At 52.9% G+C, this 23606-nt stretch carries 27 protein-coding genes and 3 tRNA genes; 10 read left to right on the plus strand and 20 right to left on the minus strand.

The window, feature by feature from the left end; genetic code table 11:
• Positions 1-114: 114 nt before the first annotated feature.
• From ACW44H_RS16050 to coxB, 6 genes are read right to left on the minus strand one after another with little or no spacing between them, the layout of a single operon-like run.
• Positions 115-1023, minus strand: coding sequence for a c-type cytochrome (locus tag ACW44H_RS16050; RefSeq protein WP_113268940.1), 909 nt, complete (start codon positions 1021-1023; stop codon positions 115-117).
• Positions 1020-1379, minus strand: a complete 360-nt coding sequence (locus ACW44H_RS16055) for a c-type cytochrome (RefSeq protein ID WP_113268939.1) — start codon at positions 1377-1379, stop codon at positions 1020-1022. The genes ACW44H_RS16050 and ACW44H_RS16055 overlap by 4 nt, the downstream gene beginning before the upstream one ends.
• Entirely contained in the window at positions 1376-1726 is a 351-nt protein-coding gene (locus ACW44H_RS16060; RefSeq protein WP_146779528.1) for a hypothetical protein, read from the minus strand. The genes ACW44H_RS16055 and ACW44H_RS16060 overlap by 4 nt, the downstream gene beginning before the upstream one ends.
• Before the next feature lie 10 nt (positions 1727-1736).
• Positions 1737-2348: a cytochrome c oxidase subunit 3 gene (locus ACW44H_RS16065; RefSeq protein WP_113268937.1), complete on the minus strand. Its 612-nt coding sequence runs from the start codon at positions 2346-2348 to the stop codon at positions 1737-1739.
• Positions 2348-4255, minus strand: a complete 1908-nt coding sequence (gene ctaD, locus ACW44H_RS16070) for a cytochrome c oxidase subunit I (protein WP_457505554.1) — start codon at positions 4253-4255, stop codon at positions 2348-2350. The genes ACW44H_RS16065 and ctaD overlap by 1 nt, the downstream gene beginning before the upstream one ends.
• Complete coding sequence (gene coxB, locus ACW44H_RS16075; RefSeq protein ID WP_457505556.1) at positions 4252-5268, minus strand: cytochrome c oxidase subunit II; 1017 nt, start codon at positions 5266-5268, stop codon at positions 4252-4254. Before coxB ends, ctaD begins: the two co-directional genes overlap by 4 nt.
• A 180-nt stretch (positions 5269-5448) precedes the next feature.
• On the opposite strand from coxB, the gene ACW44H_RS16080 reads away from it, so the two are divergent.
• Together ACW44H_RS16080 and ACW44H_RS16085 are read left to right on the plus strand one after the other, a co-directional pair.
• Positions 5449-6288: a cytochrome c oxidase assembly protein gene (locus tag ACW44H_RS16080; protein ID WP_457505558.1), complete on the plus strand. Its 840-nt coding sequence runs from the start codon at positions 5449-5451 to the stop codon at positions 6286-6288.
• A gap of 4 nt (positions 6289-6292) precedes the next feature.
• Positions 6293-6901, plus strand: a complete 609-nt coding sequence (locus ACW44H_RS16085) for an SCO family protein (RefSeq protein ID WP_457505560.1) — start codon at positions 6293-6295, stop codon at positions 6899-6901.
• A gap of 151 nt (positions 6902-7052) precedes the next feature.
• Here the strand turns inward: ACW44H_RS16085 and ACW44H_RS16090 are convergent, their stop codons facing one another.
• The 4 genes from ACW44H_RS16090 to ACW44H_RS16105 form a co-directional block, all read right to left on the minus strand.
• A complete protein-coding gene (locus ACW44H_RS16090) occupies positions 7053-7553 on the minus strand; it encodes a ferritin-like domain-containing protein (protein ID WP_113268933.1) in 501 nt (166 codons plus the stop codon).
• Between the two features lie 62 nt (positions 7554-7615).
• Positions 7616-8440 carry a manganese catalase family protein gene (locus ACW44H_RS16095; protein WP_457505562.1) on the minus strand — a complete coding sequence of 275 codons (825 nt, stop codon included), beginning with the start codon at positions 8438-8440 and terminating at the stop codon, positions 7616-7618.
• A 225-nt stretch (positions 8441-8665) separates the two neighbouring features.
• Positions 8666-8869 (minus strand): hypothetical protein, encoded by a 204-nt coding sequence (locus tag ACW44H_RS16100; protein ID WP_113268931.1) that lies wholly within the window; start codon positions 8867-8869, stop codon positions 8666-8668.
• Positions 8870-8932: 63 nt separating this feature from the next.
• Positions 8933-9145 carry a general stress protein gene (locus tag ACW44H_RS16105; protein WP_457505565.1) on the minus strand — a complete coding sequence of 71 codons (213 nt, stop codon included), beginning with the start codon at positions 9143-9145 and terminating at the stop codon, positions 8933-8935.
• 629 nt (positions 9146-9774) lie between these two features.
• On the opposite strand from ACW44H_RS16105, the gene ACW44H_RS16110 reads away from it, so the two are divergent.
• The 3 genes from ACW44H_RS16110 (at position 9775) to ACW44H_RS16120 (ending at position 11799) form a co-directional block, all read left to right on the plus strand.
• Complete coding sequence (locus ACW44H_RS16110; RefSeq protein ID WP_457505567.1) at positions 9775-11070, plus strand: cytochrome P450; 1296 nt, start codon at positions 9775-9777, stop codon at positions 11068-11070.
• 50 nt (positions 11071-11120) lie between these two features.
• Positions 11121-11435, plus strand: coding sequence for a hypothetical protein (locus ACW44H_RS16115; protein ID WP_113268928.1), 315 nt, complete (start codon positions 11121-11123; stop codon positions 11433-11435).
• A gap of 67 nt (positions 11436-11502) precedes the next feature.
• Positions 11503-11799 (plus strand): hypothetical protein, encoded by a 297-nt coding sequence (locus ACW44H_RS16120; protein WP_457505569.1) that lies wholly within the window; start codon positions 11503-11505, stop codon positions 11797-11799.
• A 305-nt stretch (positions 11800-12104) separates the two neighbouring features.
• On the opposite strand, the gene ACW44H_RS16125 is transcribed toward ACW44H_RS16120, so the two are convergent.
• From ACW44H_RS16125 to ACW44H_RS16155, 7 genes are all read right to left on the minus strand, one after another.
• Positions 12105-12180 (minus strand) — tRNA-Thr (locus ACW44H_RS16125).
• Positions 12181-12252: 72 nt separating this feature from the next.
• Positions 12253-12327 (minus strand) — tRNA-Gln (locus ACW44H_RS16130).
• 6 nt (positions 12328-12333) lie between these two features.
• A tRNA-Phe gene (locus ACW44H_RS16135) sits at positions 12334-12409 on the minus strand.
• 132 nt (positions 12410-12541) lie between these two features.
• Positions 12542-12817, minus strand: coding sequence for an oxidative damage protection protein (locus tag ACW44H_RS16140; RefSeq protein WP_035585612.1), 276 nt, complete (start codon positions 12815-12817; stop codon positions 12542-12544).
• Positions 12818-12870: 53 nt separating this feature from the next.
• Positions 12871-13965: an A/G-specific adenine glycosylase gene (gene mutY / locus ACW44H_RS16145; protein WP_457505571.1), complete on the minus strand. Its 1095-nt coding sequence runs from the start codon at positions 13963-13965 to the stop codon at positions 12871-12873.
• A 117-nt stretch (positions 13966-14082) separates the two neighbouring features.
• On the minus strand, positions 14083-16419 hold the full coding sequence (locus ACW44H_RS16150; protein ID WP_457505573.1) for an AsmA family protein: 2337 nt from the start codon (positions 16417-16419) through the stop codon (positions 14083-14085).
• Positions 16419-16901, minus strand: coding sequence for an acetyl-CoA sensor PanZ family protein (locus tag ACW44H_RS16155; RefSeq protein WP_457505575.1), 483 nt, complete (start codon positions 16899-16901; stop codon positions 16419-16421). The genes ACW44H_RS16150 and ACW44H_RS16155 overlap by 1 nt, the downstream gene beginning before the upstream one ends.
• Positions 16902-17131: 230 nt before the next feature.
• Between ACW44H_RS16155 and hisB the strand changes: the two genes are divergently transcribed.
• The 4 genes from hisB to hisF are packed head-to-tail and all read left to right on the plus strand — an operon-like array spanning position 17132 to position 19947.
• Complete coding sequence (hisB, locus tag ACW44H_RS16160; RefSeq protein WP_113268923.1) at positions 17132-17725, plus strand: imidazoleglycerol-phosphate dehydratase HisB; 594 nt, start codon at positions 17132-17134, stop codon at positions 17723-17725.
• Positions 17726-17777: 52 nt separating this feature from the next.
• Positions 17778-18419 (plus strand): imidazole glycerol phosphate synthase subunit HisH, encoded by a 642-nt coding sequence (gene hisH, locus ACW44H_RS16165; protein ID WP_113268922.1) that lies wholly within the window; start codon positions 17778-17780, stop codon positions 18417-18419.
• An 11-nt stretch (positions 18420-18430) separates the two neighbouring features.
• Positions 18431-19177, plus strand: a complete 747-nt coding sequence (gene hisA, locus ACW44H_RS16170) for a 1-(5-phosphoribosyl)-5-[(5-phosphoribosylamino)methylideneamino]imidazole-4-carboxamide isomerase (RefSeq protein WP_457505576.1) — start codon at positions 18431-18433, stop codon at positions 19175-19177.
• Positions 19174-19947: an imidazole glycerol phosphate synthase subunit HisF gene (gene hisF, locus ACW44H_RS16175; RefSeq protein ID WP_457505577.1), complete on the plus strand. Its 774-nt coding sequence runs from the start codon at positions 19174-19176 to the stop codon at positions 19945-19947. Before hisA ends, hisF begins: the two co-directional genes overlap by 4 nt.
• A gap of 19 nt (positions 19948-19966) precedes the next feature.
• On the opposite strand, the gene ACW44H_RS16180 is transcribed toward hisF, so the two are convergent.
• Positions 19967-20569 (minus strand): YjaG family protein, encoded by a 603-nt coding sequence (locus ACW44H_RS16180; protein ID WP_457509063.1) that lies wholly within the window; start codon positions 20567-20569, stop codon positions 19967-19969.
• 124 nt (positions 20570-20693) lie between these two features.
• On the opposite strand from ACW44H_RS16180, the gene ACW44H_RS16185 reads away from it, so the two are divergent.
• Complete coding sequence (locus tag ACW44H_RS16185; protein ID WP_113268918.1) at positions 20694-21383, plus strand: type 1 glutamine amidotransferase; 690 nt, start codon at positions 20694-20696, stop codon at positions 21381-21383.
• Positions 21384-21404: 21 nt separating this feature from the next.
• Here the strand turns inward: ACW44H_RS16185 and mnmH are convergent, their stop codons facing one another.
• On the minus strand, positions 21405-22490 hold the full coding sequence (gene mnmH / locus ACW44H_RS16190; protein ID WP_457509065.1) for a tRNA 2-selenouridine(34) synthase MnmH: 1086 nt from the start codon (positions 22488-22490) through the stop codon (positions 21405-21407).
• An 11-nt stretch (positions 22491-22501) separates the two neighbouring features.
• Entirely contained in the window at positions 22502-23539 is a 1038-nt protein-coding gene (gene selD, locus ACW44H_RS16195) for a selenide, water dikinase SelD (protein WP_457505578.1), read from the minus strand.
• Positions 23540-23606 lie beyond the last annotated feature (67 nt).

Below are 23606 nucleotides of genomic sequence, written 5' to 3' on the forward strand. Positions count from 1 at the left end.
GCAAACCCTCTGCCACCCGTTGAGTATGCTCAATGGGTGGCGGATATGGCGAAACGCAAGCCGAGGATGTTAATTCAAGGTAGGGTGCTCGGCAGGCTGTCCTTTTTGCCAATCTTACTTCAGCGTTTCAAGATAAGCCGCCATATCTCTGGCATCCCGCTCCGTGACTTCCAGGTCAGGCATGGCGGTCAACGGGTCCACCTGGGTAGGATGACGAAGCCAGCGCACCATATTGTCTTCGTTATTTGTAAGTACGCCAGCGATATATCGACGTGCGCCAATACCCGCCAATGGTGGGCCGACATCCGCTTGCGGCCCGACTAAACCAGGGATCCGATGACAGGCAATACATGCATAACCATACATTGCTAAACGGCCGCGATCGGCATTGGGAAGGACCTCTGGGGCAGTTCCCGACCTAGCTGAAGAAGCTTCAGCTTCTTCCGTCTGGGCGGTTTCTTTGCTATCCACCCTAGCGGCAATGGCTTGATACTCGACGGGAGATAGCTTAGACATCTGCCTCATAAAGGCGACAATTTCCCAGATTTCTTCATCGGTGAAAATAAACTGCCAGCTCGGCATCCCCGTCATTTTAATGCCGTGTTTGATTGCCCAGAATATCTCAGCAGGCGTACGGTTGCTTGCGGTATGCGCCAAGTTCGGCGGGACCGGCGTCATGCCCTTGCCTACATCCTGGCGCGCCACACCGGGAGCTCCATGGCATTGCACGCATTTGTCGCGATAATATATGAGCCCCTGCTGCGCCATGGCCGGATCGTCCAGCGACGGCACATCGATTTCCTCGGCTCGCTGGCTAATCGAACGGTCCAAGGCAGTGGTAAGAACGGTATAGACTGGTTCCGTATGCTGCTGTAAGGCAGAGACGTTATAAACTCCCCAGAAAATGAACATGACCGCGCCCACTGCCATGGCGATAACCACGCCGACAAGGCCTAGCGCCAAGCGGATCAGCACGCGCTTGCGGATTCTTTCAATTAAACGTTGTCGGGTTCGAATAGTCATTTCAATGTGTACAGGTAAGCGGTGATATCACGGGCATCGCCAACGCTGACAGCCATATTCGGCATCGCCGTTCGCGGGTCGATCGTCTCAGGAGCACGAATCCAACGCACCATGTCTTCAGGCGTGTTAGGCAATACCCCTGCCAGGTAGGTACGCTTAGCAATGCGCTCAAGGGTTGGGCCGGTTCGGCCGTTTGCGCCCGGCACATCAGGTATGGCATGGCAACTGCCACAACCATACTCAGCAATCGCTGCCTTCCCCTTCACGGGGTCGCCCAGCGAGGACGTTGTTTCTTCGCTGCCGCACCCAGCAACGGGCAATAGCAATACCAGGCAAACAAGTACCTTTGCGTTCATAAGCATGCCCCTAGGAAAAAATTGGGCATGCCTTCGGCCACGATGAGCAGCGCTGACAATACGCTGAGAATTAAACCACCCACCGCCATGAACTGTATCCGCGAAGATGACCGGTTGCCGCCACCTCCCGGCCACTGTCTCCCCGCCAAACCCCACTGCCGCCAGGTAAGCCATACGCCGATAAGGCTCATGACCAAGGTCACCAAGGTTGTCGCATGTAACGTCCAGTGGTGTCCGGTCTCGCATACCCACGTTACGAGCACATAGCTTATTAACAGGTGTAGCGCCCAGGCGACCGGGCCGATAACCCAACCAACCCACAGCAGTAGCGGGTGAAGCACTTTCATTCTGCGCGTTTCAACCGGCATAAATACGTGGCCCCCAATAAAGCAGTAAATAAAAGGGAACCCAGGCAAAACATACGAAGTACCAATAATTGGTATCGACCACCACACCAATCTGCCGCGCTTGGGTGAAATATCCGCGCCATGCCAGAATGGCAATAACGGTACTCCCCAGAACCATAGAAGTGACATGCACGTAATGAAAGCCGGAAATGGTCCAAACGATGGCCCCGTACGAGTGGTCTTTCCAGCTAACGTCATAAGCCATCAGCTCTAATGAGCGCAGCACCAGCACCGTAGAGGCCAACAGCACGCTAATGGTGACGCCAATCGCCAGCACCCGCTTATTACCGCGATTAATCCCCTGGCCAGCGGCAAACATGGTGATACAACTAAGCAATAGCAATCCCAAGTTGATACTGGGCCATAATAGCGGTGGAGGCGACTCACCCAAGGGCGGCCAAGCCTCGGCATGAAAGGCCAGATAGAGATAGCTCACACAAAACGCCAACACAACTGCGGACTCAATGGTGATCAAACCCAGGATGCCCCACCACAAAGGCGCTCGCTTATCTGGGTGTAAGCGGGGCATGTCCGTTACGTCGACACCTTCAAGTACTCTCATCAGTCCTCCTTCCAAGGGCGCCTGGGCCAAAACCAACCGACCATGGCGAAGAAAACAAGAAAGAATCCCATCACAAAAAAGATAGGATGAAAGATAATGCCGATAAACCCTGATGAGGCGGCAACCGCTGCGATAAAAGGCCAGATTGTGGGATGTGGCAATACCTGTACCCCAATCGGCTCAGCATCCAAAATGCTGGTAATCACTACCTCACGGCGTCGGCTACTCAAACCGCTAACCACTGAGCGTTCACCGCGCTCCTGCCAGTCCCACAGAGGCCAACGGCTTTCCACCACGGGGATATGACGATAGTTATAAGCAGGCGGCGGCGACTCGGTCGACCACTCCAGTGTGGGGGCGTTCCAAGGATTTGCTCCTGCAGGCTGGCCGCGATATAGACTCCAGATCGCATTGATCAGTGTGATAACGAAGCCAGCCGCCAGTACGAATGAGCCAAGCGTCGACAGCAGATTCAAATCGCCCCAGCCCATCTCAGCGGTATAGGTGTAGACACGCCGAGGCATCCCTTCGAGCCCCAGTTGATGCATGGGGAAAAACGTGACGTTGAAACCGATAAACGCCAGCCAGAAACTCCACTTTCCCCCCTTTTCGCTCATCAGGCGGCCGGTGAATTTTGGCCACCAGTAATAGAGCGCACCGATCAACGGGAAAACGGCGCCACCAATCAGTACATAATGGAAATGCGCGACTAGGAAGAAGGTATCGTGCACTTGGGTATCAAAGGGAATCGAGGCGATCATTACCCCGGTGAGGCCACCGATGACGAAAATGGCGAAAAAACCCAGCACCCATAGCATAGGCGTGGCGAAGCGAATTTTGGCGCCCCATAAAGAGGCGATCCAGCAAAAAATTTGCACGCCGCTGGGAATGGCGATTGTGACACTGGCGGCAGTGAAGAAGCTCATGCCGAGCTGCGGCAAACCAGTCGTGAACATATGATGCACCCACAGGCCGAAGCTAACGAAACCGATCGACACAACCGACAACACCAGCGCCGTATAACCAAAGATAGGTCGTCCAGTAAAGGTAATGATGATTGTCGAAATCATACCAAGCGCCGGCACCAGGATGATGTACACCTCTGGGTGGCCGAAATACCAAAAAAGATGCTGCCAGAGCAGAGGCTGCCCGCCGCCTTCAACGATAAAGAATTGCGTATCTACCAAGCGGTCAAGGATCAATAAGGTACTGCTGACGATAACGGCAGGCATAGCAAAGACAATCATGAACGACATCACCAATGCCGCCCAAACAAACAGCGGCATACGATTCAAAGACATGCCCGGTGCTCGCAGCCGAAGAATGGTCACGATCAGCTCTACCGCCGCTGTAAGCGCCGACACTTCAATAAAGGTGATCATGGTGGTCCAGATATCCACCCCGTAGCCAGGGGAATACGCCTTCCCCGCCAACGGCACATAGTTAAACCACCCGGCATCCGGTGCCATGCCTATCAGGAGTGAGCCGAACAGAACGATACCGCCTATCAAATAAATGTAGTAGCCGAAGGCGTTGAGTCGCGGAAAGGCCATATCCCGTGTGCCTACCATTAGCGGCACTACATAGATGGCGAAACCTTCCATGACAGGAATGGCGAAGAAGAACATCATCACCGTGCCATGCATGGTAAAAAACTGGTTATAGAGCCCAGGATCTAGGAATTGCTGCTCGGGGCCAGCCAGTTGAGTCCGAATCAGCAAGCCCAGCACGCCAGCCAGTAGGAAGAAGATAAAGCCGGTAATAATAAAGCGCCGACCAATCATCCGTTGGTTTACTTGGGTGAACCAACCGGGAAAGCCGCGTGGGGAATGCCAGGTGCGGGCTAGGCGTTCAGTCTCTTCGGGAGAGTCATGTATTTCGCGCTGTAGGCTGGGTTGCTGTGTCATTCGAGGCTCCCCAGATAGCTGAGCAGAGACTGTAGATCATCTGGGGTCAGTTCGGTCGGGGGCATCAGGCTCTCTGGTTTGATGTGCTGTGGGTCGGTAATCCAGCCCCCCAAATGGCCAATACGATTAGGTACGGTGGCAGCAGCCAGCATCCGGCGGCTGGCCAGGTGCGTTAAATCCGGCCCCTTCTGGCCATCGGCCTGGGTTCCTCGAATGGTGTGGCAGCCAGCGCATCCTGAATCAGAAAAAACCTCGCGTCCTTGTACTGCCTGGGCCGTTTCAAGTGTCACTGCCGGTTGCTTTTGGTGCTCCAGCCAATCGGCAAATTCGTCTGGGGTTTCAGCTACGAAAAGGAACGCCATAAGCGCATGCTGCGCACCACAGTACTCAGCGCACTGGCCTCGATAGACGCCCGGCTCATCCGCGACCAGCGAAGTGACATTCACCTGTCCCGGCATCATGTCTGTTTTGCCCTGGATATTGGGTACCCAAAAGCTATGGATGACATTGTCAGACTTCAGCAGCAGCCTAATCGTCTCGCCTACCGGCACATGCAGCTCGTTCGCGGTGGTGGCGATACGATTCCCGTCTTGGTCTAAATAATGGACCTCCCACCACCACCGTTTACCGACGACTTCTATGGTTAATGCATCATCAGGCGGTGGCGCATAGAGGGTACGGCCAATGGAAAAACTGGAGAGTGCAAAAGGAATCGTTACTGAAAGGGGCAAAATAATGCCGCCGGCAATCACCAAATTACGGCTTTGACGGGCACTTAGCGGGCGCGCCGAGCGATGTTTAAATGCCCGGAATACCCCAATCAACAATAGGGCAAGTACCAGCACAGTGACCAGACTGGCCACCACCAGCGTTGGCCACCATAAATCAGCGATCAGTTGAGCCGCTGCGCCGGCAGGGTCAAGAGACGATTGAACACCGGAACAGGCGGATAGAAGTGAAATTAAAGGCAAGCCAATCAAGATAGGCAGCCAGTAACTCTTCCGTGAGTGCATGACTTTTTAATTTCCGTTTATAAAACTCGTGATGGTTATTGCCACCTTTATATAAGGCGCGACTAAAACGTCAGATGTCTTGTTTAAGTCTAGACAAAAAAGGAAGGTTAACCACGATGAACCAGGAAAGTTTTTCTGTAGTGTCTATCCTTACCGTTGTGCTGTGCTTTAGGAGTTGTAATGGGAGAGATCGAACGTAGCTTTTACTACCTGCTGCCTTGGGAATTCTCTCCGACCTGGACACTCGTCTGCCTGGCCGGTGCAGGGCTATATATACGCGGCCTAGTTCATCGGCGCCGCTGCGGTAAGCATGATGGTTTCTGGCGCCCATTCGCCTTCCTTCTTGGTGTCGTGGCTATTTATGCAGTCTCTCAGACCCATTTTGATTATTTGGCGCAATACATGTTTTTCGTCCATCGCGGCCAACATCTGGTGCTCCATCATCTAGCGCCATTTTTAATCGCCCTGGCCGCCCCGCTGCCGGTACTCGCCGCTGGCCTGCCGCATTGGGTGAATGGGCTCCCAGGTTTCTCTATGATGGCTCGAGGGCTACGTCCCGGGTATCGGCTATTGCAACATCCTGTCGTCGCTCCGCTATTGTTTGTCGGCCTTATCTACTTCTGGCTGATTCCCCATATTCATTTTGATGCCATGCTAAGCCATCGCCTCTACCAGTTAATGAACTGGAGCATGCTGCTCGATGGGCTACTCTTTTGGTGGTTAATCCTTGACCCGCGTTCACCCACAAAAGGCGGGCTAGGCTATGGCGCTCGAATAATCGCACTGCTTGCGGTGGTGCCACCCCAAATGCTGCTAGGTGCCTATCTCACCTTCAGCAATACCGTGCTATTTGATGTCTATGCCGTGTGCGGCCGTGCTTGGCCATTGGCCCCGCTGACCGACCAACGGCTCGGCGGTCTGATCACCTGGATTCCGGCGACGATGATGAGTGTGCTGGCAATATTGATCATTATCAGCCGCCTGCTCGGTAAACGTTCTTCCATGTACCGCTACGGATAACCCTATGCATAACACTTTGCCTAATACTTTGCACAAAACAGGATGTAAGACCGCGCTGTTGTCAGGCATTCTGTGGCTGGCTGGCTGTTCCGACCCAGCTTGGCAAACCAAGGATATTTCCGGGCTTATGCCGCCGTTGGAATTCGAACTAATCAGTGAAGAAGCCGAGCCGGTCAGCGAGGCGGACTATGCCGGCGAAGTGACCCTACTCTTCTTCGGTTTCACCCACTGTCCGCATATATGCCCAGCCACCCTGGCGAACTTGGCCGCCATCTCGGGCGAGCTAGACGAAGCGGCTCAGGACGATCTGCAGGTGCTGTTCGTTTCCGTCGACCCTAACCGCGATGACCCCGCTACTTTACGGGAGTATACCGATGCGTTTGGCCCTGAATTCACTGGTTTGACTGGCGATGAGGACGCGCTGGAAGCACTGACACGCCGTTACCGTGTCACGTACGGCTATGGCAAGAAAGACGACGCGGGTAACTATGATGTATCGCACTCCAATGCCGTCTTCGCTTTCGACCGTAATGGCGAAGCTCAGCTGCTGATCCGCGAAAGCGACCCTAAGGAAGCTATCGTTGCAGACTTGAATCGCCTTCTGGAGATTTAAGTGGCGCCTTAAAAACTGCCACACACTACTGCCGCTATTTTTAGCGACGCTACTCACGGAAAAAACCCCAGCATTCAGGCTGGGGAAAGGGCTTTGCTACTTAGATAAGTAGCTACTTAGGTAAGTGGCTACTTAGGTAAAGAGTAATACGCTACGTTTTGGCCCGAAGATCTTCATCATCACGCACCAAGAATTCATGCGTCGTATCATCCAAATGCTGGCTAAGCCAATCGGCCATAGCGATCTCTTCCTGAAGTATTTCTTTACATATCTGGGCGATTTCAGGCTTTGAGGCCATTTCAGCGGTCTTAATTAATGCTTTGTAGCTCGCAATCTCGAAATGCTCGAAGGCGTAAGAAGCAATACCGCCCTTAACGACTTCATCTTCTGCCATCATACCGCCCACGGCCTGACCAAAAGCGGTTAATTGAGCCCCCATATCTTTAATGGTAGAGGCATCAGCACCTAACAAGGTTAGACACTGTTCCAACTTTTGAGATTGATTTTGAGTTTCTGTAATATGCTCTTCAATACGCCGTTGTAGCTGTGGGTAGTGCTCAAGACGGCTCGCTTGAGACTTCAACATCTTCTCAGCTTGCTTTTCCATGGCATGCGCATCGCGCAGCCAATCTTCCAGATGTTTGCTATCCATTGCATTCTCTCCTTATTTAATCAACCTATTTTAACCAGTACTAAAGCAACGATTGACTAAAATTACATTTGCTCATTTTGAGCGCCAGAGAGCGGCTTGGCCTTGCCGAGCGTTGGCTCCTGACCTTCTGGGGCAGGTTGATTGACAACGGAATAGGTGCTCTTACCATCAAGAGAAGGACCTTCACCCCAGCGGCCTTTAGGCGCTTCTTTATCGAGAAGTGTGTTCAGGTAATAGTAAGAGTGCTGCATTGCTTCGTGATTTTCAGGCGTTGAATTCGGAATAGGAAGCTGCGACTGCATTCCGCCCAACTCTTCGATAACCGCTAACCACTGCTGTTGATGGTAGGTATCACGAGCAATCAAGAAAGATAAGAAGTCTTTCATGCCATGATCATCAGTCCAGTTATACAAGCGTGAGGCAAGCACCCTGCCGCTAGCTTCTGCAGTCGCGTTTGCCAACATATCCGCACCGATGTTACCGGTAGCATAAATATGGCTCATATCAAATGGCACACCGTTCGAGTTTACCGGCATTGCCGAAAGGCCTGATGATAACAGGTGGCGTGGATTCATACCGCCCAGGATGGCATTCATGACAGGGTCTTTGGCAGTTTCATCCTGATACGAGACGGGCGCTCCTTCCAGGTTGAGCGCTACTGCGTGACCCAACATTTCAATATGCGATAATTCTTCAGTCGCGGTTGACATCAGCAAATCGCGAATGCGATCGTCACCCCGTGCGCCCATTGCCTGGAAGAAATACTGCATTGCAACGCGAATTTCACCCTCAATACCGCCTATGGCTTGCTGAAGCAACATAGCAAACTCAGGGTTGGGCTTGTCTACTTTAACGGGGTACTGCAGCTTTCCGGAATGATGAAACATGTTTAATCCTCCTTGTATATTGACCGCCAGGGACTCCTTTCCCTGACAGTTAGCTTAAGGCTAATCCTTAACATTTTTTCGTCGCTTTCTATGCGATTGCCATAAGGGCTCCATCCCTTATCGGCAAGCTTATTGCTCGTCCTTGAGCGCTTTCTCACTCATCCTTGTGCGCTTTTTCACGTCCTTTACCTGGACTGCTAGGAAACACTCGCTTTAACAGACAGCTTACAGCTTATCTTTAAGCAATCTTTTTGCTTCCTGAGCAATATCACTGTATTGACTAGCTACGCGATCAAAAAACTCCTGAGCTTCCTGATCTGAGTTGCTTTCTGCATCGCGAGAAAACTGTGAACACAGACTTGCTCCTTGTGAAGCATGATATAGCGTACTTACCATATCAAAATCTTTATCCTTAATTGGACTATTCATAGCGCTCTCCAGCATTATGAAAAATGCATTAGCCAATCAGGTTAGTGACGTAGATAATTAGCTTTAACTATTGCCACCATGGCTATTTTTTCCGCCTTTCTTGCCAGCTTCTGAGGCACGCTCAGGATCGTTAGCGAAGTTGCCACCACTTTCCTGACCACCCTTATGGCCAATATCTTCATAAAATTCTTTGCCATGACTTTGAGAAGTAGCTTGGCCGCCTTTCTTGCCTGCTTCTTCGCGTGACATTCCTTGATCGTTACGTTTATCAACCATGATAAAGCTCCTTTAGTGGAACAATTAAAACGTTACGTCCTAATTACTCGCTTTGCTAACCGAGCACTATGCAGAATAGTCAATAGATGGAGCACTTCAAGCCATGGGTGCTTTAAATAAAACTTTTTAACCTTTGTCAAAAATAAAGATAAATTAAAGCTCTGCTTATACTGAACTATCAATAATCTATAAAAATCAAATAAATGTGAAAATAACATAACATGAGTTATTAATATCAACAGTCAGCCAAGTTACAAATATTTTTAATTGCCTAACTACTGGACGATACGCCTATCTGATACCTATAGTTTTAGGTTAACTGAAGCAAAAAGAGCTAGTCACCAGCTTGAAGTGAAAAGATTAGCAAGCTGGTTACATAGGTTATATAGATGAGTTATTTAATCGTCATAGGCAAAAGTTTAATACTCTGCACGAATAGGCAGGTAGTCAGGATGTCTATATTACGCTGACTAACGGCACAGGAAGCACCTACATTCTGCTCCTCATTACCTCGGAGAAGCAGAAACCGGCTAATAGGGCACGATGGAATGAAGATATGACATCAAGGATAGCGCAACAGGTTAAGGGCTTCATCATATTGCTGGGTCGCCTCGGCATAGGAGGCATTAATGGGCTGTAATAGCGAACCTCCGGTGGCGAGCAGAGAGTGTACGCTCTCATTAGTGCGCAGTGGTTACCCTTATATCTCGGCGCAATGTGACCGTTTAGGAACCAACCTTTTTCTCTCTCGGCTTAGGCTTAAAAAAACGCTGTTTATGAGGGGTGAAGAGGCCGCTGAGCTTTTTTACAACGACGAGCTTTTCACGCGTGAGAATGCTGCACCCAAACGTTTAAGAAGAACCTTGTTTGGTGAAGGCGGCGTGCAAGGCCTGGAGGGGGAGGCGCATCGACAACACAAAGCTCTGTTTCTTTCCTTGATGTCGCAATCACGCATTGATGCGCTAGTGGAACTGGTCGAGCATTATTGGCAATTGCGCCTCTCTTATTGGGAGTCGCAAGCATCAATCATCCTGCTTGATGAACTGCATCATATTTTATGTCGAGCAGCCTGCGCCTGGTGCGGCATTCCACTGCACAATGTGGATTCGCCAGAGATGACAAAGCGACTGGTGCTTATGATCGAAGGCGGTGCCGCTATCGGCCCTAAGCATTGGGCAAGCCGCCGGGCGCGCCATCAGACTGAAAATGCGCTTATAGACTTGATCAAACAGTACCGGGAAGGCCTTCGTGACGTCGATCCATTATTGCCTTTTGCTACCTTTGCCGATTTCCGTGATGCTCAAGGGAAGCCGCTATCAAAACACGTTGTCGCCGTAGAGTTAATTAATGTAATACGACCCATTGTAGCGGTTGCAAGATATATGGTGTTTGCCGTCATGGCGATGCATGAACACCCCCACTGTCGTGAGCAGCTTTCGCACAGAGAATCAGGCCATTATCGTCGACACTTCATTCAGGAGGTCAGGCGTTACTACCCTTTCTTTCCTTTTCTAGCCGCTCGCATTAAAAAAGACGTTACATGGAACGGCTATCACTTGAAGCGTGGCTGGCAAGCGATTCTCGATATCTACGGCACTAACCATGACCCTCATCGTTGGGACACACCTGATCAGTTCCGCCCTGAACGTTTCGAGCAAGAAAAAACCGACTTGCATCGTTTTGCAATGATTCCTCAAGGGGGTAGCGACCATGCTACTCAGCACCGATGCCCCGGTGAGTGGATCACATTGGCGCTGATTGATCTGGCAGTTAATAAATTTGCCCAACAGCTTAGCTATAACGTACCACCGCAAGATCTTACGGTTGACCTTAATGTCATACCGGCTCGCCCACGGAGCGGACTTATCCTGTCTGCCACACGCTCTGTCAGCCCCTTTAAAGCCAAAGTGGAGGAAAACAGTTAAGCAGCTATTGTTACAAGTGATCGTTTTTTAGAAAACACAGGAGAAACACCATGAGCCATAAAACCGAGGGAAACGTAAAAGATACCGAGCAAACCCAAAAAGCCAAGCAGGTGATCGACAAAGACACACCCAACGTTGACGGAGACCCTACGCAAAAAGGGTCATCGCATGAGGAACCAACGCCTTTTCGTCCAGACGAAAACGTTGATAATCAAAAGGATGCAAGTGCTCGTTCGGTACCGAGCCATAATACCTCTAGCAAGGAAGCGCCTATTCAAGGCACCCAACTGACGAAGGAAAAGCAAGCACATAAGGACGATATCAATAAAAAAGCCGATCGGGCCGCCCCCAAAGGAAACGAATAGTTGGAATGACACGCTTCATTGATTGTCATTGACTAAACTTATTATGCAATTCTACGAGGCAGCGATTATGAAAGAATCATTTGACGATGTTTACGATGACAAACAGCAGCTTATAGGACGCTTCACTAAAGATAAGTATTTAGAACGGGGAGCTCTTGAGGCAAGCGACGGAAATACATATAGCATTCCTACCCAAGAGCTCAGACGCCAAGACGACCACTGGGTTTTGTCCAAGCCGTTGAGTGAGTTTGTAAAACTCTCCACTCATCTCAAGCAACAGGAGCACGTGGATGAAATGAGCGATGAAAGCTTTCCTGCTAGCGACCCCCCTGACTTTACACTAGGGAAAAACAAACCTAGCTAACGGATGAAGAGCAGGGTATCTGATGAATCATTGTTCAAGGCGTCGTGGAATGTGGAGACGCTTGATAGCAGGACCGTCATCACTCAGGCGAGAGTCTCCATGAACTCACTTGGCTTTTCCCCACGATGCATTGTGTTATTAAACTCAAGCAGGAGCATGAAAGGCCAAGCTGTCTGGTTGATCACCCCGGCAGAAAATGAGGAAAAAAGAAAAGAGCTACGTAGAGTTCTATGTAAACGAAAAAGGCCACCTTTTCAGGTGGCCTTTTTGAATTCTCTAACATGTTGCTTTTAACCACTTTTCAGTGGTGCCGACACCAGGAGTCGAACCCGGGACCTACTGATTACAAGTCAGTTGCTCTACCAACTGAGCTATGTCGGCGCTTCACGTTTTCTTGAGAACATGATTGCTTCGCTGTTAGGCTTCGCAATCAACAAGAAATTTTGTTGGCAATGGCTGGGGTACCAGGATTCGAACCTGGGAATGCCGCTACCAAAAAGCGGTGCCTTACCACTTGGCGATACCCCAGCAGTGTGGTGGCCAGAGACGGAATCGAACCGCCGACACGGGGATTTTCAATCCCCTGCTCTACCAACTGAGCTATCTGGCCGTTGCCAACGGTGCGTATTAAACTAAAAACGCCGCTTTCCGTCAATACCTTTGTGAAACTTTCTTGCGATACGGATGCTTAGGGGTGTTTTGTGCTGCCCATTCGAACAGCCCCGCTCAATCACTTATTAACTCATGCTTGTGTAGGCGGTACGTACCCTTCGGCTTGGTCGGTTTCCTGGTTGTCCAGGAAGCGCTGCATCTGCTCCATTAGGTACGCACGGGACTCAGGATCAAGCATGTTGAGATGCTTCTCATTGATCAGTCGGGTCTGTAGTGCCTGCCAAGCCTCCCAGGCGGGCTTGGAGACCGTGGCCTGAATCTCCTGCCCCTGTTTGCCCGGCAACGGCGGGAAGGGCAGCGCTTCTAACTCTTTCTGGTACTTACGGCAAAAAACGGTATTGCTCATAACATACTCCTGATTCAGCGACTTTATTTAAAATAAATTGCCCCAGAAAACGTTTAGGCGTGGCCCGGAGCGGAATTGAGTGTAAAAGGCGTTAGCTGGCTGAGCAGCGCTTTAACGGGGGCTGCCAAACCCAGCGCGGGCGGATGTTCAACGTCGTACCATACGCCACTTTCGCGGACACCAGCCAGCCTATCGCAGGTCACCGGCTGCGGGGTAATTTCCAAACGAAAATGGCTGAAGGTATGGTAAAAACTGGGTGCCGTGCTCTCACGAACAGGGGTAACGACATGGGCTTCCAGCCAATCGTTGAGTTCACTGTGTTTCTCAAACTGAGGCAAACTCCATAAACCACCCCATAGCCCGCTTGGGGGACGCTTTTCCAGCCACACCCGTCCTTCTGGGTCACGCAGCATCAGCATGATCGTTTGTCGCGTGGGCAGCGCCTTTTTGGGTTTGGATTCCGGATAGCGCTGTGGTTCACCTTGGGCGTAGGCCAAACAGACATCGTTAAATGGGCAGCTTAGGCAGTCCGGTTTACTGCGTTTGCATAGCGTTGCGCCAAAATCCATGATCGCCTGGGTGTAATCCGCTAGGCGCTCTGTTGGGGTATAGTACTCCGCCAGCGACCACAGCTTTCGCTCCACCTCTGGCTTACCCGGCCAGCCGGGCAACGCATGCAAACGAGTGAGCGAGCGCTTTACATTGCCATCCAGGATGGCAGCCCGTTCACCAGTACTTTGCGCAATGATGGCACCTGCGGTAGAACGGCCAATACCGGGCAGTGCCACTAAAGCGTCGACACTGTCGGTTGGCAGTTCGCCGTCATACTCTGCTAACGCAACCTGGGCGGCCTTATGCAGATTGCGCGCACGGGCGTAGTAGCCAAGGCCGGTCCAAAGATGCAGCACTTCATCCTGCGGCGCAGTGGCGAGTGCTTCTAACGAGGGGAAGCGCGCCATAAAACGCTCGAAATAAGCAATGACAGTGGCGACCTGGGTCTGCTGCAGCATGATTTCTGACACCCACACCCGGTAGGCGCTACGCGGTGATTGCCATGGCAAGTCGTGACGGCCATAGCGGTCGAACCAGGCCAACAGGCGTTGTTGAAATTCGTCTGCCGCCAGCCGCGGTTTGGGCATGTCTGCCATGCACGTTCCTTAAACAGAGATGGGTATCAATAGTCTAATAAAAAAGCGTCGGCGATTAGGCCGACGCAGTTTTTTACCGTTTCGAGTAATGCATTTATTCACATCTATTATTGATGCTCAGTTAAACAGGTTGCGCAAACCATCACGAAGTTCTTGACCAGCACCTTCGCCGAGGCGTTCATCCAACTGATCTAACGTATCGCCTAACCGTTCTTCCAGTTCTTCATTAACACGATTGCTGGCTTCGTTGCGCAGCAAGTCGACCACCGCCGTCTGAAACGTTTCACGGTCAAAGCGGCACCACTCGGTGCGCTCATCACTTAGGTGGCCTTCACAACGCATAGGTAACGGCAGTTGTTCCAGACGCGGATTAACCTCACAAGCCGCATCGGCGGTGTCGACCAAACGGGCATTAACAAGGGTATCAAAGTTCAAGCTGGTGAGATTGAGTTCGCCTTCACCCTGAACATCAATACCGGGCAAGGTGATCAACAGATCCTCACTGGCCACGACACCGTTATTAATTTGGAAGGTGGCATCGAAGCGCTCAAAGCGGGTATCGGTATGCCATTCACGCAGTGTTCCCTCGCCCTCCAATTGTGCCACCAGTTCACACATTTGTTGAGATATGTTGGTGTTTAAAATAGCGCCATCGTTTAGGTGAGCATTAAGCTTGCCATTGAGATTACTGATAAGAGCTTCGCGAGTATTGCCAAGACTAGTCAGGTCGCCGGATAAATTAATACGGCCCCGCAGTGGTGAGCTCTGCTCTTCGCTGAGGGCTTCAATTAATGGCGCCACCTGAACGTTGTTAATGGTTGGCGAGAGTGCCCAAGCTATCACGGGATCCGTCGCATCGATTTGGCCGGAGGCGCTAAGCTCACCCTCGTAGAAGCCTGACTCAAACGCCGTTAGCCGATGTACGCCGTCGTCGCCACGCAGTTGCAAGCGCGGATTGTTGAAAGTCAGGCTCGAAAAAATAAGCGTACCCACACTCAGGTCGCCCTCTAGCGCCAGCCCGCTGAGTAATGATTGCGGCACTAATGTGTTGTTTTCCTGAGCAAAGGCTTTACGCAGTAAACCGCGACTCGCCTGTTTGGCGGTGGCCTCACCGGGTAGATAGCGGTCAAGGTCTAGCTGATCACCTGCCAAATCAAAGTCTAAACGCGAGCCGTCCAGCGCAGCCGTTAGTTCACCTGTAAAGGTGCTGTCGTCGACTACCAGCGAGAGACTGGTCAAGGAAAGCTGCTCAGCATTCCCTTCGATAGGGCTGGTCATGGCCACATCACTGAGTGCAGCTTCGCCTGCCGTAGTGAGCGTAACGCCAGCGCGGGCAAGCCAGGGGCGCAGCGTAAATGGCGCGGCGGTTAACTGGCCACGATAGTGCGGTGCGTCGCGCAACTGTTCAACATTCAGATGCCCATTGACCCTTAAGCCATCCGGCCCGGTGAGCTGCATGTCTTTCAACTGAGCAGTTTGTGCCTGCCAGTCACTTTCCAGGCCAAAGGCAAGCGCCAACGCCAGGCTACCTTGCCAATTATCCGAATTGCGTAAACCGGCTTCAAGCACGCCCTCTTCGATAGTGAGTTGCTGTTCGCCCATGCGCGCGACGATTTCGGCAGTTTTTAAGCTGAGCTGTTGTGGCTCGCTCTCTGCGCCGGAAGTCGTTCGGGTGGTCAACGCCATATTTTCCAGCACAAAAAGTTCGTCTTCCAGACCAAGCCGTACGCGAGTTTCAAGATTTATCTCGCTGGTCAGGTCGGGGGTCTGCTCCAATACGTCGGCATCCAGCCGGTTATGCTTGGTCAGCGTGAACATGGCTTTCAGCGGAAAAGCGCGCACCGGGTTAACATTACTGCCCGAGACATTCAGTTGTTGGATGCGCCACAGTGCTTCAGTTTGGGCATCGCGGAAGCGAATATCGGCATTTTTTACCTCGACTCTGGCAATACTCAAAACCACTGCCAGACTACCCGCATCGGCATTGGGGCCTGCACTTGCAGGTGCCAGCACCGTTTCAGCGGCGCTCTCATTATGTTCTGAAAGACGCTCTAACAAGGGCTCCCAGTTGCCTTCGCCTTGAGCATCACGCTCCAGGTTAAGGCGCATACCATCAAGCGTTAGCCCATCAACGGCAATTTCCCCACGCAATAACGGGCCAAATGCCACGCTAACTTCAGCACGATCAATGGCAGCAAAGGCAGCGCTGTCTTCAGTCTGCTCAGGCAGCCAAGCACGGGCCTGCTCAACGCTGACACCAATCCGCGGATAAAACGACCAGGTAATGGGACCTTCCAGTGCCAAGTTAAGCCCGGTTTGCTCCTCCACGACGGCCGTTAAGCGGGGCTTAAAGTCCTCTGGGTCCAGAAAGGTGGTCACGTAGACCACGGCGGCAACCGCGACGATGGCAAGAATACCGACCGCTGCCAGCAAAATACGTAATAGCTGTTTCATTACCCTTTCCCTTGTGGGTCTAACTCAACAAAATCGCTGGTGACGGGCATGCCCGCCGCCGGAGCCTCTGGATTGGCCATGGGCCGGTAACCTAGCTTAGAGAGCAGCACGCGGTCGGCCAGTGGCAAGGTGGACGTTTCAATCCGCAGTACACGGTTTTCCTCTTTGGCTTGCGCACCAAGCAGCGCCATTAAGCGTGAGCCGACACCGCGGCGGCGTGTCGTTTTGCGCACGCAGAGTTCAGATAGCCACCAAGCTCGGTCTTCGCCCTCATGCACAGCGACGGCTCCCAGCAACCGATCATTAAACAGTGCGCAGGCAAAAAAGTGCCGGCCTGCCAAATGTTGCTCAATAAATGGCTCAACTGTTGAGGTGGGCATGCGCTCTTGGGGCGCATCCTGATAGATACGCACTAGATCAAGGCGTACCTGCTCATTGGCTTCCCAACGGGCCTGGTCGACATGGTGCAGTGTCACCGGCATGGTGAAATCCTCTTCGCCAAAGCAGTCTGGCTGCTGTTTTTGCCGCGGTTGATTGCGGCTACATTTCGCGCATTGTAGCGGATGAGGGCGCCGATTCTCTATAATGGTCGCTCACCACAGGTTATGCCCTGATCAAACAGTGGTAAATTGATGCAGAGCCACCGATCACTCCTCAGGATTTATTCCTAGGGGCTATCCCTCAGAGTGCGCTTCAGCGCAGGAGATGCAACATGTCAGCGCGTATTGCCACGGTTAGCCGTGACACCAACGAAACGCAGATCAAGGTCAGCGTCAATCTCGACGGTGAAGGCCGTCTTAGCTGCCAAACCGGCGTTCCGTTTCTGGATCATATGCTTGATCAAGTTGCCCGCCACGGGATGATCGATCTCGATATCAACGCCACTGGTGATCTACATATTGACGACCACCATACCGTAGAAGACCTGGGTATTACGCTAGGCCAGGCTTTTTTTGAAGCCATTGGCGATAAGCGCGGCATTTATCGCTATGGTCACGCCTATGTGCCCCTTGATGAAGCGCTGTCTCGCGTTGTAATCGATTTTTCCGGTCGACCGGGGCTTTACATGAACGTTGAGTTCACCCGCGATACCATCGGTAGCCTGGACACTCAGCTGTTCTGGGAATTTTTCCAGGGTTTCGTCAATCATGCCCGCGTGTCGCTACATATCGACAACATCAAAGGCTTTAATGCTCACCACCAGGCAGAGACCATTTTTAAAGCTTTTGGTCGTGCGCTACGCATGGCTGTGGCGGAAGACCCACGCATGTTAGGACAAATGCCTTCCACGAAAGGCAGCTTGTGATGCGGCGCTGCACCTTCAACGACTTTTCCTCTCTCTCCACAAGGAGCGCTTCATGACCATTGCTGTGATCGACTATGGGATGGGTAACCTGCATTCCGTGGCCAAAGCGCTGGAGCATGTGACGCATGAGAATGTCGTCATTACTCGTGATCCGCGTCGTATTCTTGGCGCGACCCGTCTCGTTCTGCCCGGCCAAGGGGCCATTCGTGACTGCGTCGGCGAGCTCGAGCGTACCGAATTACGCGGACTGGTGGACGATATTTTAACCCGCCAGGCCAAACCGCTGCTGGGTATCTGCGTAGGTCAACAGATGCTGCTGGAGCGCAGCGAAGAGAATGGCGGTGTGGAATGCCTGGGCTTTTTCGAAGGCAGTGTTGACCGCTTTCCTGGTGACATGCGCGACGCCCACGAACAGCGTTTAAAAGTACCGCACATGGGTTGGAACGTGGTCGAACAGCATCACGACCATCCGCTGTGGGCGGGGATTGATAACCGTGAGCACTTCTACTTCGTGCACAGCTATTACGTCAATGCGGATAACGATGCGCACGTATTTGGCACCACCCAGTACGGCAAGGTCAGCGCCCACGTGGCTATTGGCCGCGATTCGACTTTTGCGGTCCAGTTTCACCCAGAAAAAAGCTCCCGTGCGGGTCTTCGCCTGCTTGAAAATTTTGTCACCTGGACGCCCTGAGAGGATTTTGTATGTTGGTAATTCCCGCTATTGATCTCAAAGACGGCCAGTGTGTGCGATTGAAGCAGGGTCGTATGGAAGACGCGACTTCCTACGGCGATGATCCGGTGGCCATGGCGGCGCGCTGGGTAGAGGCTGGCGCCCGCCGCTTGCACCTGGTGGATTTGAACGGTGCTTTTGAAGGCCAGCCGGTAAACGGTGACGCCGTAACGGCTATCGCTCGCGCCTATCCTAATCTGCCGATTCAAATTGGCGGCGGTATTCGCAGTGCGGAAACGATTGAGCACTACTTAAGCGCCGGTGTTTCTTATGTGATTATCGGCACCAAAGCGGTAAAAGAGCCCGCTTTCGTGGGTGAGATGTGTCGCGCTTTCCCCGGCCACGTGATTGTCGGGCTCGATGCCAAAGATGGCTATGTCGCCACCGACGGCTGGGCTGAAGTATCGACGGTCAAGGCCACTGAGCTGGCCAAGCGCTTCGCCAACGATGGTGTCTCCAGCATCGTCTACACCGATATTGCCCGCGACGGCATGATGCAAGGCGTCAACGTCGAAGCCACCGCCGCCCTTGCCCGCGAAGGCGGCTTGCCGGTGATTGCTTCCGGCGGTGTCACCAACCTGGACGACATCAAAGCACTTTGTGAAGTCGCCGATAGCGGTATTTTGGGCGCGATTACCGGCCGGGCGATTTACGAAGGCAGCCTGGATGTGGCCGAAGCGCAACGACTGAGTGACCAACTGACGGGGGGCGGTTCATGAGCCTTACCAAACGCATCATTCCCTGCCTGGATGTAGACGCCGGGCGCGTGGTCAAAGGCGTTAATTTCGTCGGCATTCGCGATGCCGGTGACCCGGTGGAGATTGCCCAGCGTTATAACCAGCAGGGCGCCGACGAGATCACCTTTCTCGATATTACCGCCAGCCACGAAGACCGCGACACCACCGTGGAAATGGTCGAGCGTATTGCTGGCGAAGTGTTTATTCCGCTCACCGTCGGCGGCGGCATACGCACCTGCGATGATATTCGCACCATGCTGAATGCGGGCGCTGATAAAGTCTCAATCAACACCGCCGCGGTCACCAACCCAGAGTTTGTGCGCGAAGCTGCCGAGCGTTTCGGCAGCCAGTGCATCGTGGTGGCGATTGACGCCAAACGGGTCTCTGGAGAGGGTGAAACGCCCCGCTGGGAGATTTTCACTCACGGCGGCCGTCGCCCAACGGGCCTGGACGCCGTTGAGTGGGCGAAGAAAATGGTGGCGTTCGGCGCGGGTGAGCTGTTGCTCACCAGCATGGACCGCGACGGCACCAAGATCGGTTTCGACTTGGGCGTAACCCATGCGATTTCCGAAGCAGTGAGCGTACCGGTGATTGCTTCAGGCGGTGTGGGCAACCTGGATCACTTGGTGGATGGCGTACTCAAAGGTGGCGCCGATGCGGTGCTGGCCGCCAGCATTTTCCACTTTGGCGAATACACCATTCCTGAAGCTAAACGTTACATGGCCGAACGCGGCATCGAAATGCGGTTATAGTCTGCTGTCTGCCGGGGCATTAAGCCCCGGTATCTTCAAGTGATAAGCCAAGGTTGCTGACCCCACCGTTGCGTCCTAATTCGCGCACTTCTTTCAGTGCCGCTTTATCCAGCGGTTCGCTTACGGTCTCCAAGACAGCGTCTTGAAAGTCGTTTTCATCAGCCATCAGCGGATGGTCGCGAATAATCAGTGCCAGTTTTTGCGCATCGACTTCGCCTTCTGTGAGCTCTATAAAGGCGCGTACGCCCGCCCGGGAGGTGCGGCTAACATCCAGCACAGCTTCTGGTGAATCGCCTTGAAGGGTATCCAGCAGTGCCGAGACCGACACCACCGCATCCAGCGCGCGCCGGGCGCCAAAGCTGTCATCCTCCTCATCAGGCTCGCACTCGGCGAGTTTCTCCGCTTGGCGGGCAAAATCAATACTGGCATTTGGCACATTAAGCCTTTCCCACACTAAACTCAGCACGGTACGTAGCGTATGGCTATCACCCTGACCTTTGGTTTGCTCATAAAGCACATAGTTAGGCAACAAACGCTCACACAGCGCCGCCATAAAAGCTTGTTGGGCCGGTAAAGAGAGCTGTTGTAACCGTTGATAAAAGCCCTGAGGGTTGGACACCATAGTGATTTCCTGGATCGCTTGACGTGGGATATTGGTGAAAGCTAGCGGGTACGTTATTGTCACTAGGCGCGCTTGGGGGAATCCCCCATCGCCATATGATTGTACGGCCGGCGAGGAGATTATCATGCATATTCATCTGCTACAGCACGGCCCTGACCATGGCCCAGCACGTTTAACCGATTGGCTCACCAGTATGGGCCATAGTTACACCGTTTTTCATCTCTACGCAGGCGAGCTAACGCCTCGCCCAAGCGAATCTGATGCGCTGATTATACTTGATGGCCCTGAGGAGCTACTCAGCCAACCACCGGCATGGTTTAAAGCCGAAGATAAACTCATCAACCGCTATTTGGATGGCCAAAAACCGCTGCTGGGTATTGGCGTGGGCGCTCACTGGGTGGCCCAAGCGCTAGGCTCAGTGGTAGCGCCTGGCACTTACCCTGAAACAGGCTGGCATACGGTCAACCTAGCGCCGGAAAGCTCGCTGGATCTACCCGAATCGTTCAGCGCTTTTATGTGGCATCGCTATGTTTTTAGCTTGCCCGACGATGCTTTTCCCTTAGGTGGTAGCGAAGCATCACCGCTGCAAGGCTTTACCTGGGATAGAGATCGCGTCATTGGTCTGCTGTGCCACTTAGAAGCTACCGCTGCTAGTGTGAAACAGCTGTTGGACACTGCTGAGTGGCCCAGTGCTTCGCCTGCCGCCAACCGTTATATTCAGGATGCGACCCAAATATTAGAAGACCCCAACCGCTTTACTCGCCTCGCACCGCAGCTCGATAGACTAATGAGCCAGTGGCTAAAAGCGGCGTAACAGCAGAAAGCTCTAAGGCCGTCAGCGATTCCACTGCCTGGCGACCGCCAGGCAACTTTCCCAATCACCTACATGAATTTCCGGTGGTGCCGTATCGCGTTGTTTCTCTAAATGGTAACGGTAGAGTGGGTCGTAATACTCAGTCAGTAGTGGTGCGAGCCAAGCCTCATGCGCCTGCGGGTTACCATGAGCATGTTCGTTAAATGCCAGTGCCTGTAGCCGCTGTAATCGCTGCAGCCGTGCGTTACCCAGACGCTTCCCCAAACGAATAAGGGCATTGTTTAACTGTGTCTGCATTAACTGCCAGCCTTGATAAGCGCCAAAACGAACGGCATAGGCTTGTTCAAGGTCGATAATGTAATCCTGTTGGATTTGAGCAAGACGCCAATCCAGTGGCATTTCAATACGTACCCGAGGCGCTCGCTGCAGCGCTCGCCAGAAATCGAGTGGAATATTGGCGCTGCCAATCTGGCGGGACTCATCTTCGATGACCAGCCCTTCCGTCAGCCCGATTAGCCGCTTGGCCAACGCATGCTCAAAATCGATTTGGGTGGCGGGCTCTTCGGGCCTGCGGCCGAAGGCAGAGCCTTTATGGTGCGCGTAGGCTTCAAGGTCGACGCCATTATGGAGCTGATTGATCAGTGTCGTTTTTGCGCATCCGGTCAGCCCCGCCACCACCAGCATCGGTTGAAGCGCCGCCTGATCGATGCGTTCGCATAACGCTTGGCGCATGGCCTTCCAACCGCCCGCTAGGCGCGGCCTGGATATGCCGGCTTCCTCCAACCACTGCTGGGCTATTTGTGAGCGTAACCCGCCACGAAAGCAGTAAATCACGGCATCAGGATGCTCGGCTAAGTATGACTTCCACGCTGCGATTCTGGCCTGTTTGAGCGCGCCACTGACCAGCCGCTCACCCAGTTCAATCGCGGCGGCTTGCCCTTGCTGCTTATACGCGATGCCGACTTGGTGCCGCTCTTCATCAACCATTAACGGTAGATTGACAGCACCCGGTAACGCGCCTTGAGCAAACTCGATCGGGGCGCGCACATCAATCAAAGGGCACTCTTCATTGATTAAGCTCAATGCCGCCGGCGTAGTGGCTGACATCGTGGCTAGTGTCACCCGACCACCTCAATGGTGGCTTTACCTTGGCTCGCTCTCATAACGCCAAACGACTGCAGGGTCAGTCCGTATTCGCGGCCAATGCGCTCAACATCATCTTCCCAAGCAGGATCAACGCTGAGCAGTAACCCGCCGGAGGTCTGTGGGTCGCACAGCCATTGCCAATGGACTTCGTCCATGGCTGGCAAGCTCTCCCCTAAAGCATCACGATTACGCAGCGTCCCCCCCGGCACAGCTCCCTGGCGGCGGTAAGCCTCTGCCTCGGCTAAACGCGGTAGCTTACGGAAATCAATTTGGGCCATCACGTTACTGGCTTGACACATCTCCGAAAGATGGCCAGCCAAACCAAAACCAGTCACATCGGTCATGGCGTTCACCCCTTGTACTTCGGCAAGCTTCACGCCAATGCTATTCGGCTTCAGCATGGTTTCTCGGGCAAGGCCATGGTGGCCTACTTCTAGCAATCCACGTTTTTCTGCCGTAGTGAGCATCCCAACACCTAGCGGCTTCGTTAAAAAAAGCAGATCGCCCGGCTTGGCGGTGCTATTGAGCTTAAGCTTGTTGAGATCGACCAAGCCATTAACGGCCAAACCGAAAATAGGCTCAGGGGCATCAATGGAATGGCCACCGGCTAGGGCAACCCCTAACTCACGGCATACCGCCTGGGCGCCGGCCATCACATCACCGGCGACTTCAGCGCTGAGCTTATCCAGCGGCCAGCCTAAAATACCCAATGCCATCACCGGCGTGCCGCCCATCGCGTAAACGTCGCTGATAGCATTGGTGGCTGCGATGCGTCCAAAATCGAAGGGATCATCCACAATCGGCATAAAAAAGTCGGTGGTGGCGACCATGCCACGCCCATCGCCTAAATCATAAACCGCAGCGTCTTCGCGACCCTGGTTACCAACAATAAGCTGCTTATGCCCCTTCGCTGGCCCAGCCTTGGCAAGAATGCTGTCCAGAACATCAGGGGCGATTTTGCAGCCGCAGCCGGCACCGTGGCTATATTGGGTCAAGCGAATTGAACTCATCGTGTCTCTCCTTGGCACTTTGGATAATAGCATCAGTTTAAACCAGTCTGGCGCACTCTTCAGTCTA

The organism is Vreelandella sulfidaeris Esulfide1 (assembly GCF_054072535.1).

Excerpts from the sequence above, each read along its gene's own strand:
- hisH (WP_113268922.1), top strand. The coding sequence starts at position 17,778 with ATGACCATTGCTGTGATCGACTATGGGATGGGTAACCTGCATTCCGTG.
- selD (WP_457505578.1), bottom strand. The coding sequence starts at position 23,539 with ATGAGTTCAATTCGCTTGACCCAATATAGCCACGGTGCCGGCTGCGGC.
- ACW44H_RS16065 (WP_113268937.1), bottom strand. The coding sequence starts at position 2,348 with ATGAGAGTACTTGAAGGTGTCGACGTAACGGACATGCCCCGCTTACAC.
- ACW44H_RS16080 (WP_457505558.1), top strand. The coding sequence starts at position 5,449 with ATGGGAGAGATCGAACGTAGCTTTTACTACCTGCTGCCTTGGGAATTC.
- ACW44H_RS16155 (WP_457505575.1), bottom strand. The coding sequence starts at position 16,901 with ATGCCGGTGACACTGCACCATGTCGACCAGGCCCGTTGGGAAGCCAAT.
- ACW44H_RS16115 (WP_113268928.1), top strand. The coding sequence starts at position 11,121 with ATGAGCCATAAAACCGAGGGAAACGTAAAAGATACCGAGCAAACCCAA.
- coxB (WP_457505556.1), bottom strand. The coding sequence starts at position 5,268 with ATGCACTCACGGAAGAGTTACTGGCTGCCTATCTTGATTGGCTTGCCT.
- ACW44H_RS16150 (WP_457505573.1), bottom strand. The coding sequence starts at position 16,419 with ATGAAACAGCTATTACGTATTTTGCTGGCAGCGGTCGGTATTCTTGCC.
- ACW44H_RS16110 (WP_457505567.1), top strand. The coding sequence starts at position 9,775 with ATGGGCTGTAATAGCGAACCTCCGGTGGCGAGCAGAGAGTGTACGCTC.
- ACW44H_RS16140 (WP_035585612.1), bottom strand. The coding sequence starts at position 12,817 with ATGAGCAATACCGTTTTTTGCCGTAAGTACCAGAAAGAGTTAGAAGCG.
- ACW44H_RS16085 (WP_457505560.1), top strand. The coding sequence starts at position 6,293 with ATGCATAACACTTTGCCTAATACTTTGCACAAAACAGGATGTAAGACC.
- ACW44H_RS16180 (WP_457509063.1), bottom strand. The coding sequence starts at position 20,569 with ATGGTGTCCAACCCTCAGGGCTTTTATCAACGGTTACAACAGCTCTCT.
- ACW44H_RS16100 (WP_113268931.1), bottom strand. The coding sequence starts at position 8,869 with ATGAATAGTCCAATTAAGGATAAAGATTTTGATATGGTAAGTACGCTA.
- ACW44H_RS16185 (WP_113268918.1), top strand. The coding sequence starts at position 20,694 with ATGCATATTCATCTGCTACAGCACGGCCCTGACCATGGCCCAGCACGT.
- ctaD (WP_457505554.1), bottom strand. The coding sequence starts at position 4,255 with ATGACACAGCAACCCAGCCTACAGCGCGAAATACATGACTCTCCCGAA.
- mnmH (WP_457509065.1), bottom strand. The coding sequence starts at position 22,490 with ATGTCAGCCACTACGCCGGCGGCATTGAGCTTAATCAATGAAGAGTGC.
- ACW44H_RS16090 (WP_113268933.1), bottom strand. The coding sequence starts at position 7,553 with ATGGATAGCAAACATCTGGAAGATTGGCTGCGCGATGCGCATGCCATG.
- ACW44H_RS16105 (WP_457505565.1), bottom strand. The coding sequence starts at position 9,145 with ATGGTTGATAAACGTAACGATCAAGGAATGTCACGCGAAGAAGCAGGC.
- hisA (WP_457505576.1), top strand. The coding sequence starts at position 18,431 with ATGTTGGTAATTCCCGCTATTGATCTCAAAGACGGCCAGTGTGTGCGA.
- mutY (WP_457505571.1), bottom strand. The coding sequence starts at position 13,965 with ATGGCAGACATGCCCAAACCGCGGCTGGCGGCAGACGAATTTCAACAA.
- ACW44H_RS16060 (WP_146779528.1), bottom strand. The coding sequence starts at position 1,726 with ATGAAAGTGCTTCACCCGCTACTGCTGTGGGTTGGTTGGGTTATCGGC.
- ACW44H_RS16095 (WP_457505562.1), bottom strand. The coding sequence starts at position 8,440 with ATGTTTCATCATTCCGGAAAGCTGCAGTACCCCGTTAAAGTAGACAAG.
- hisF (WP_457505577.1), top strand. The coding sequence starts at position 19,174 with ATGAGCCTTACCAAACGCATCATTCCCTGCCTGGATGTAGACGCCGGG.
- ACW44H_RS16120 (WP_457505569.1), top strand. The coding sequence starts at position 11,503 with ATGAAAGAATCATTTGACGATGTTTACGATGACAAACAGCAGCTTATA.
- ACW44H_RS16055 (WP_113268939.1), bottom strand. The coding sequence starts at position 1,379 with ATGAACGCAAAGGTACTTGTTTGCCTGGTATTGCTATTGCCCGTTGCT.
- hisB (WP_113268923.1), top strand. The coding sequence starts at position 17,132 with ATGTCAGCGCGTATTGCCACGGTTAGCCGTGACACCAACGAAACGCAG.
- ACW44H_RS16050 (WP_113268940.1), bottom strand. The coding sequence starts at position 1,023 with ATGACTATTCGAACCCGACAACGTTTAATTGAAAGAATCCGCAAGCGC.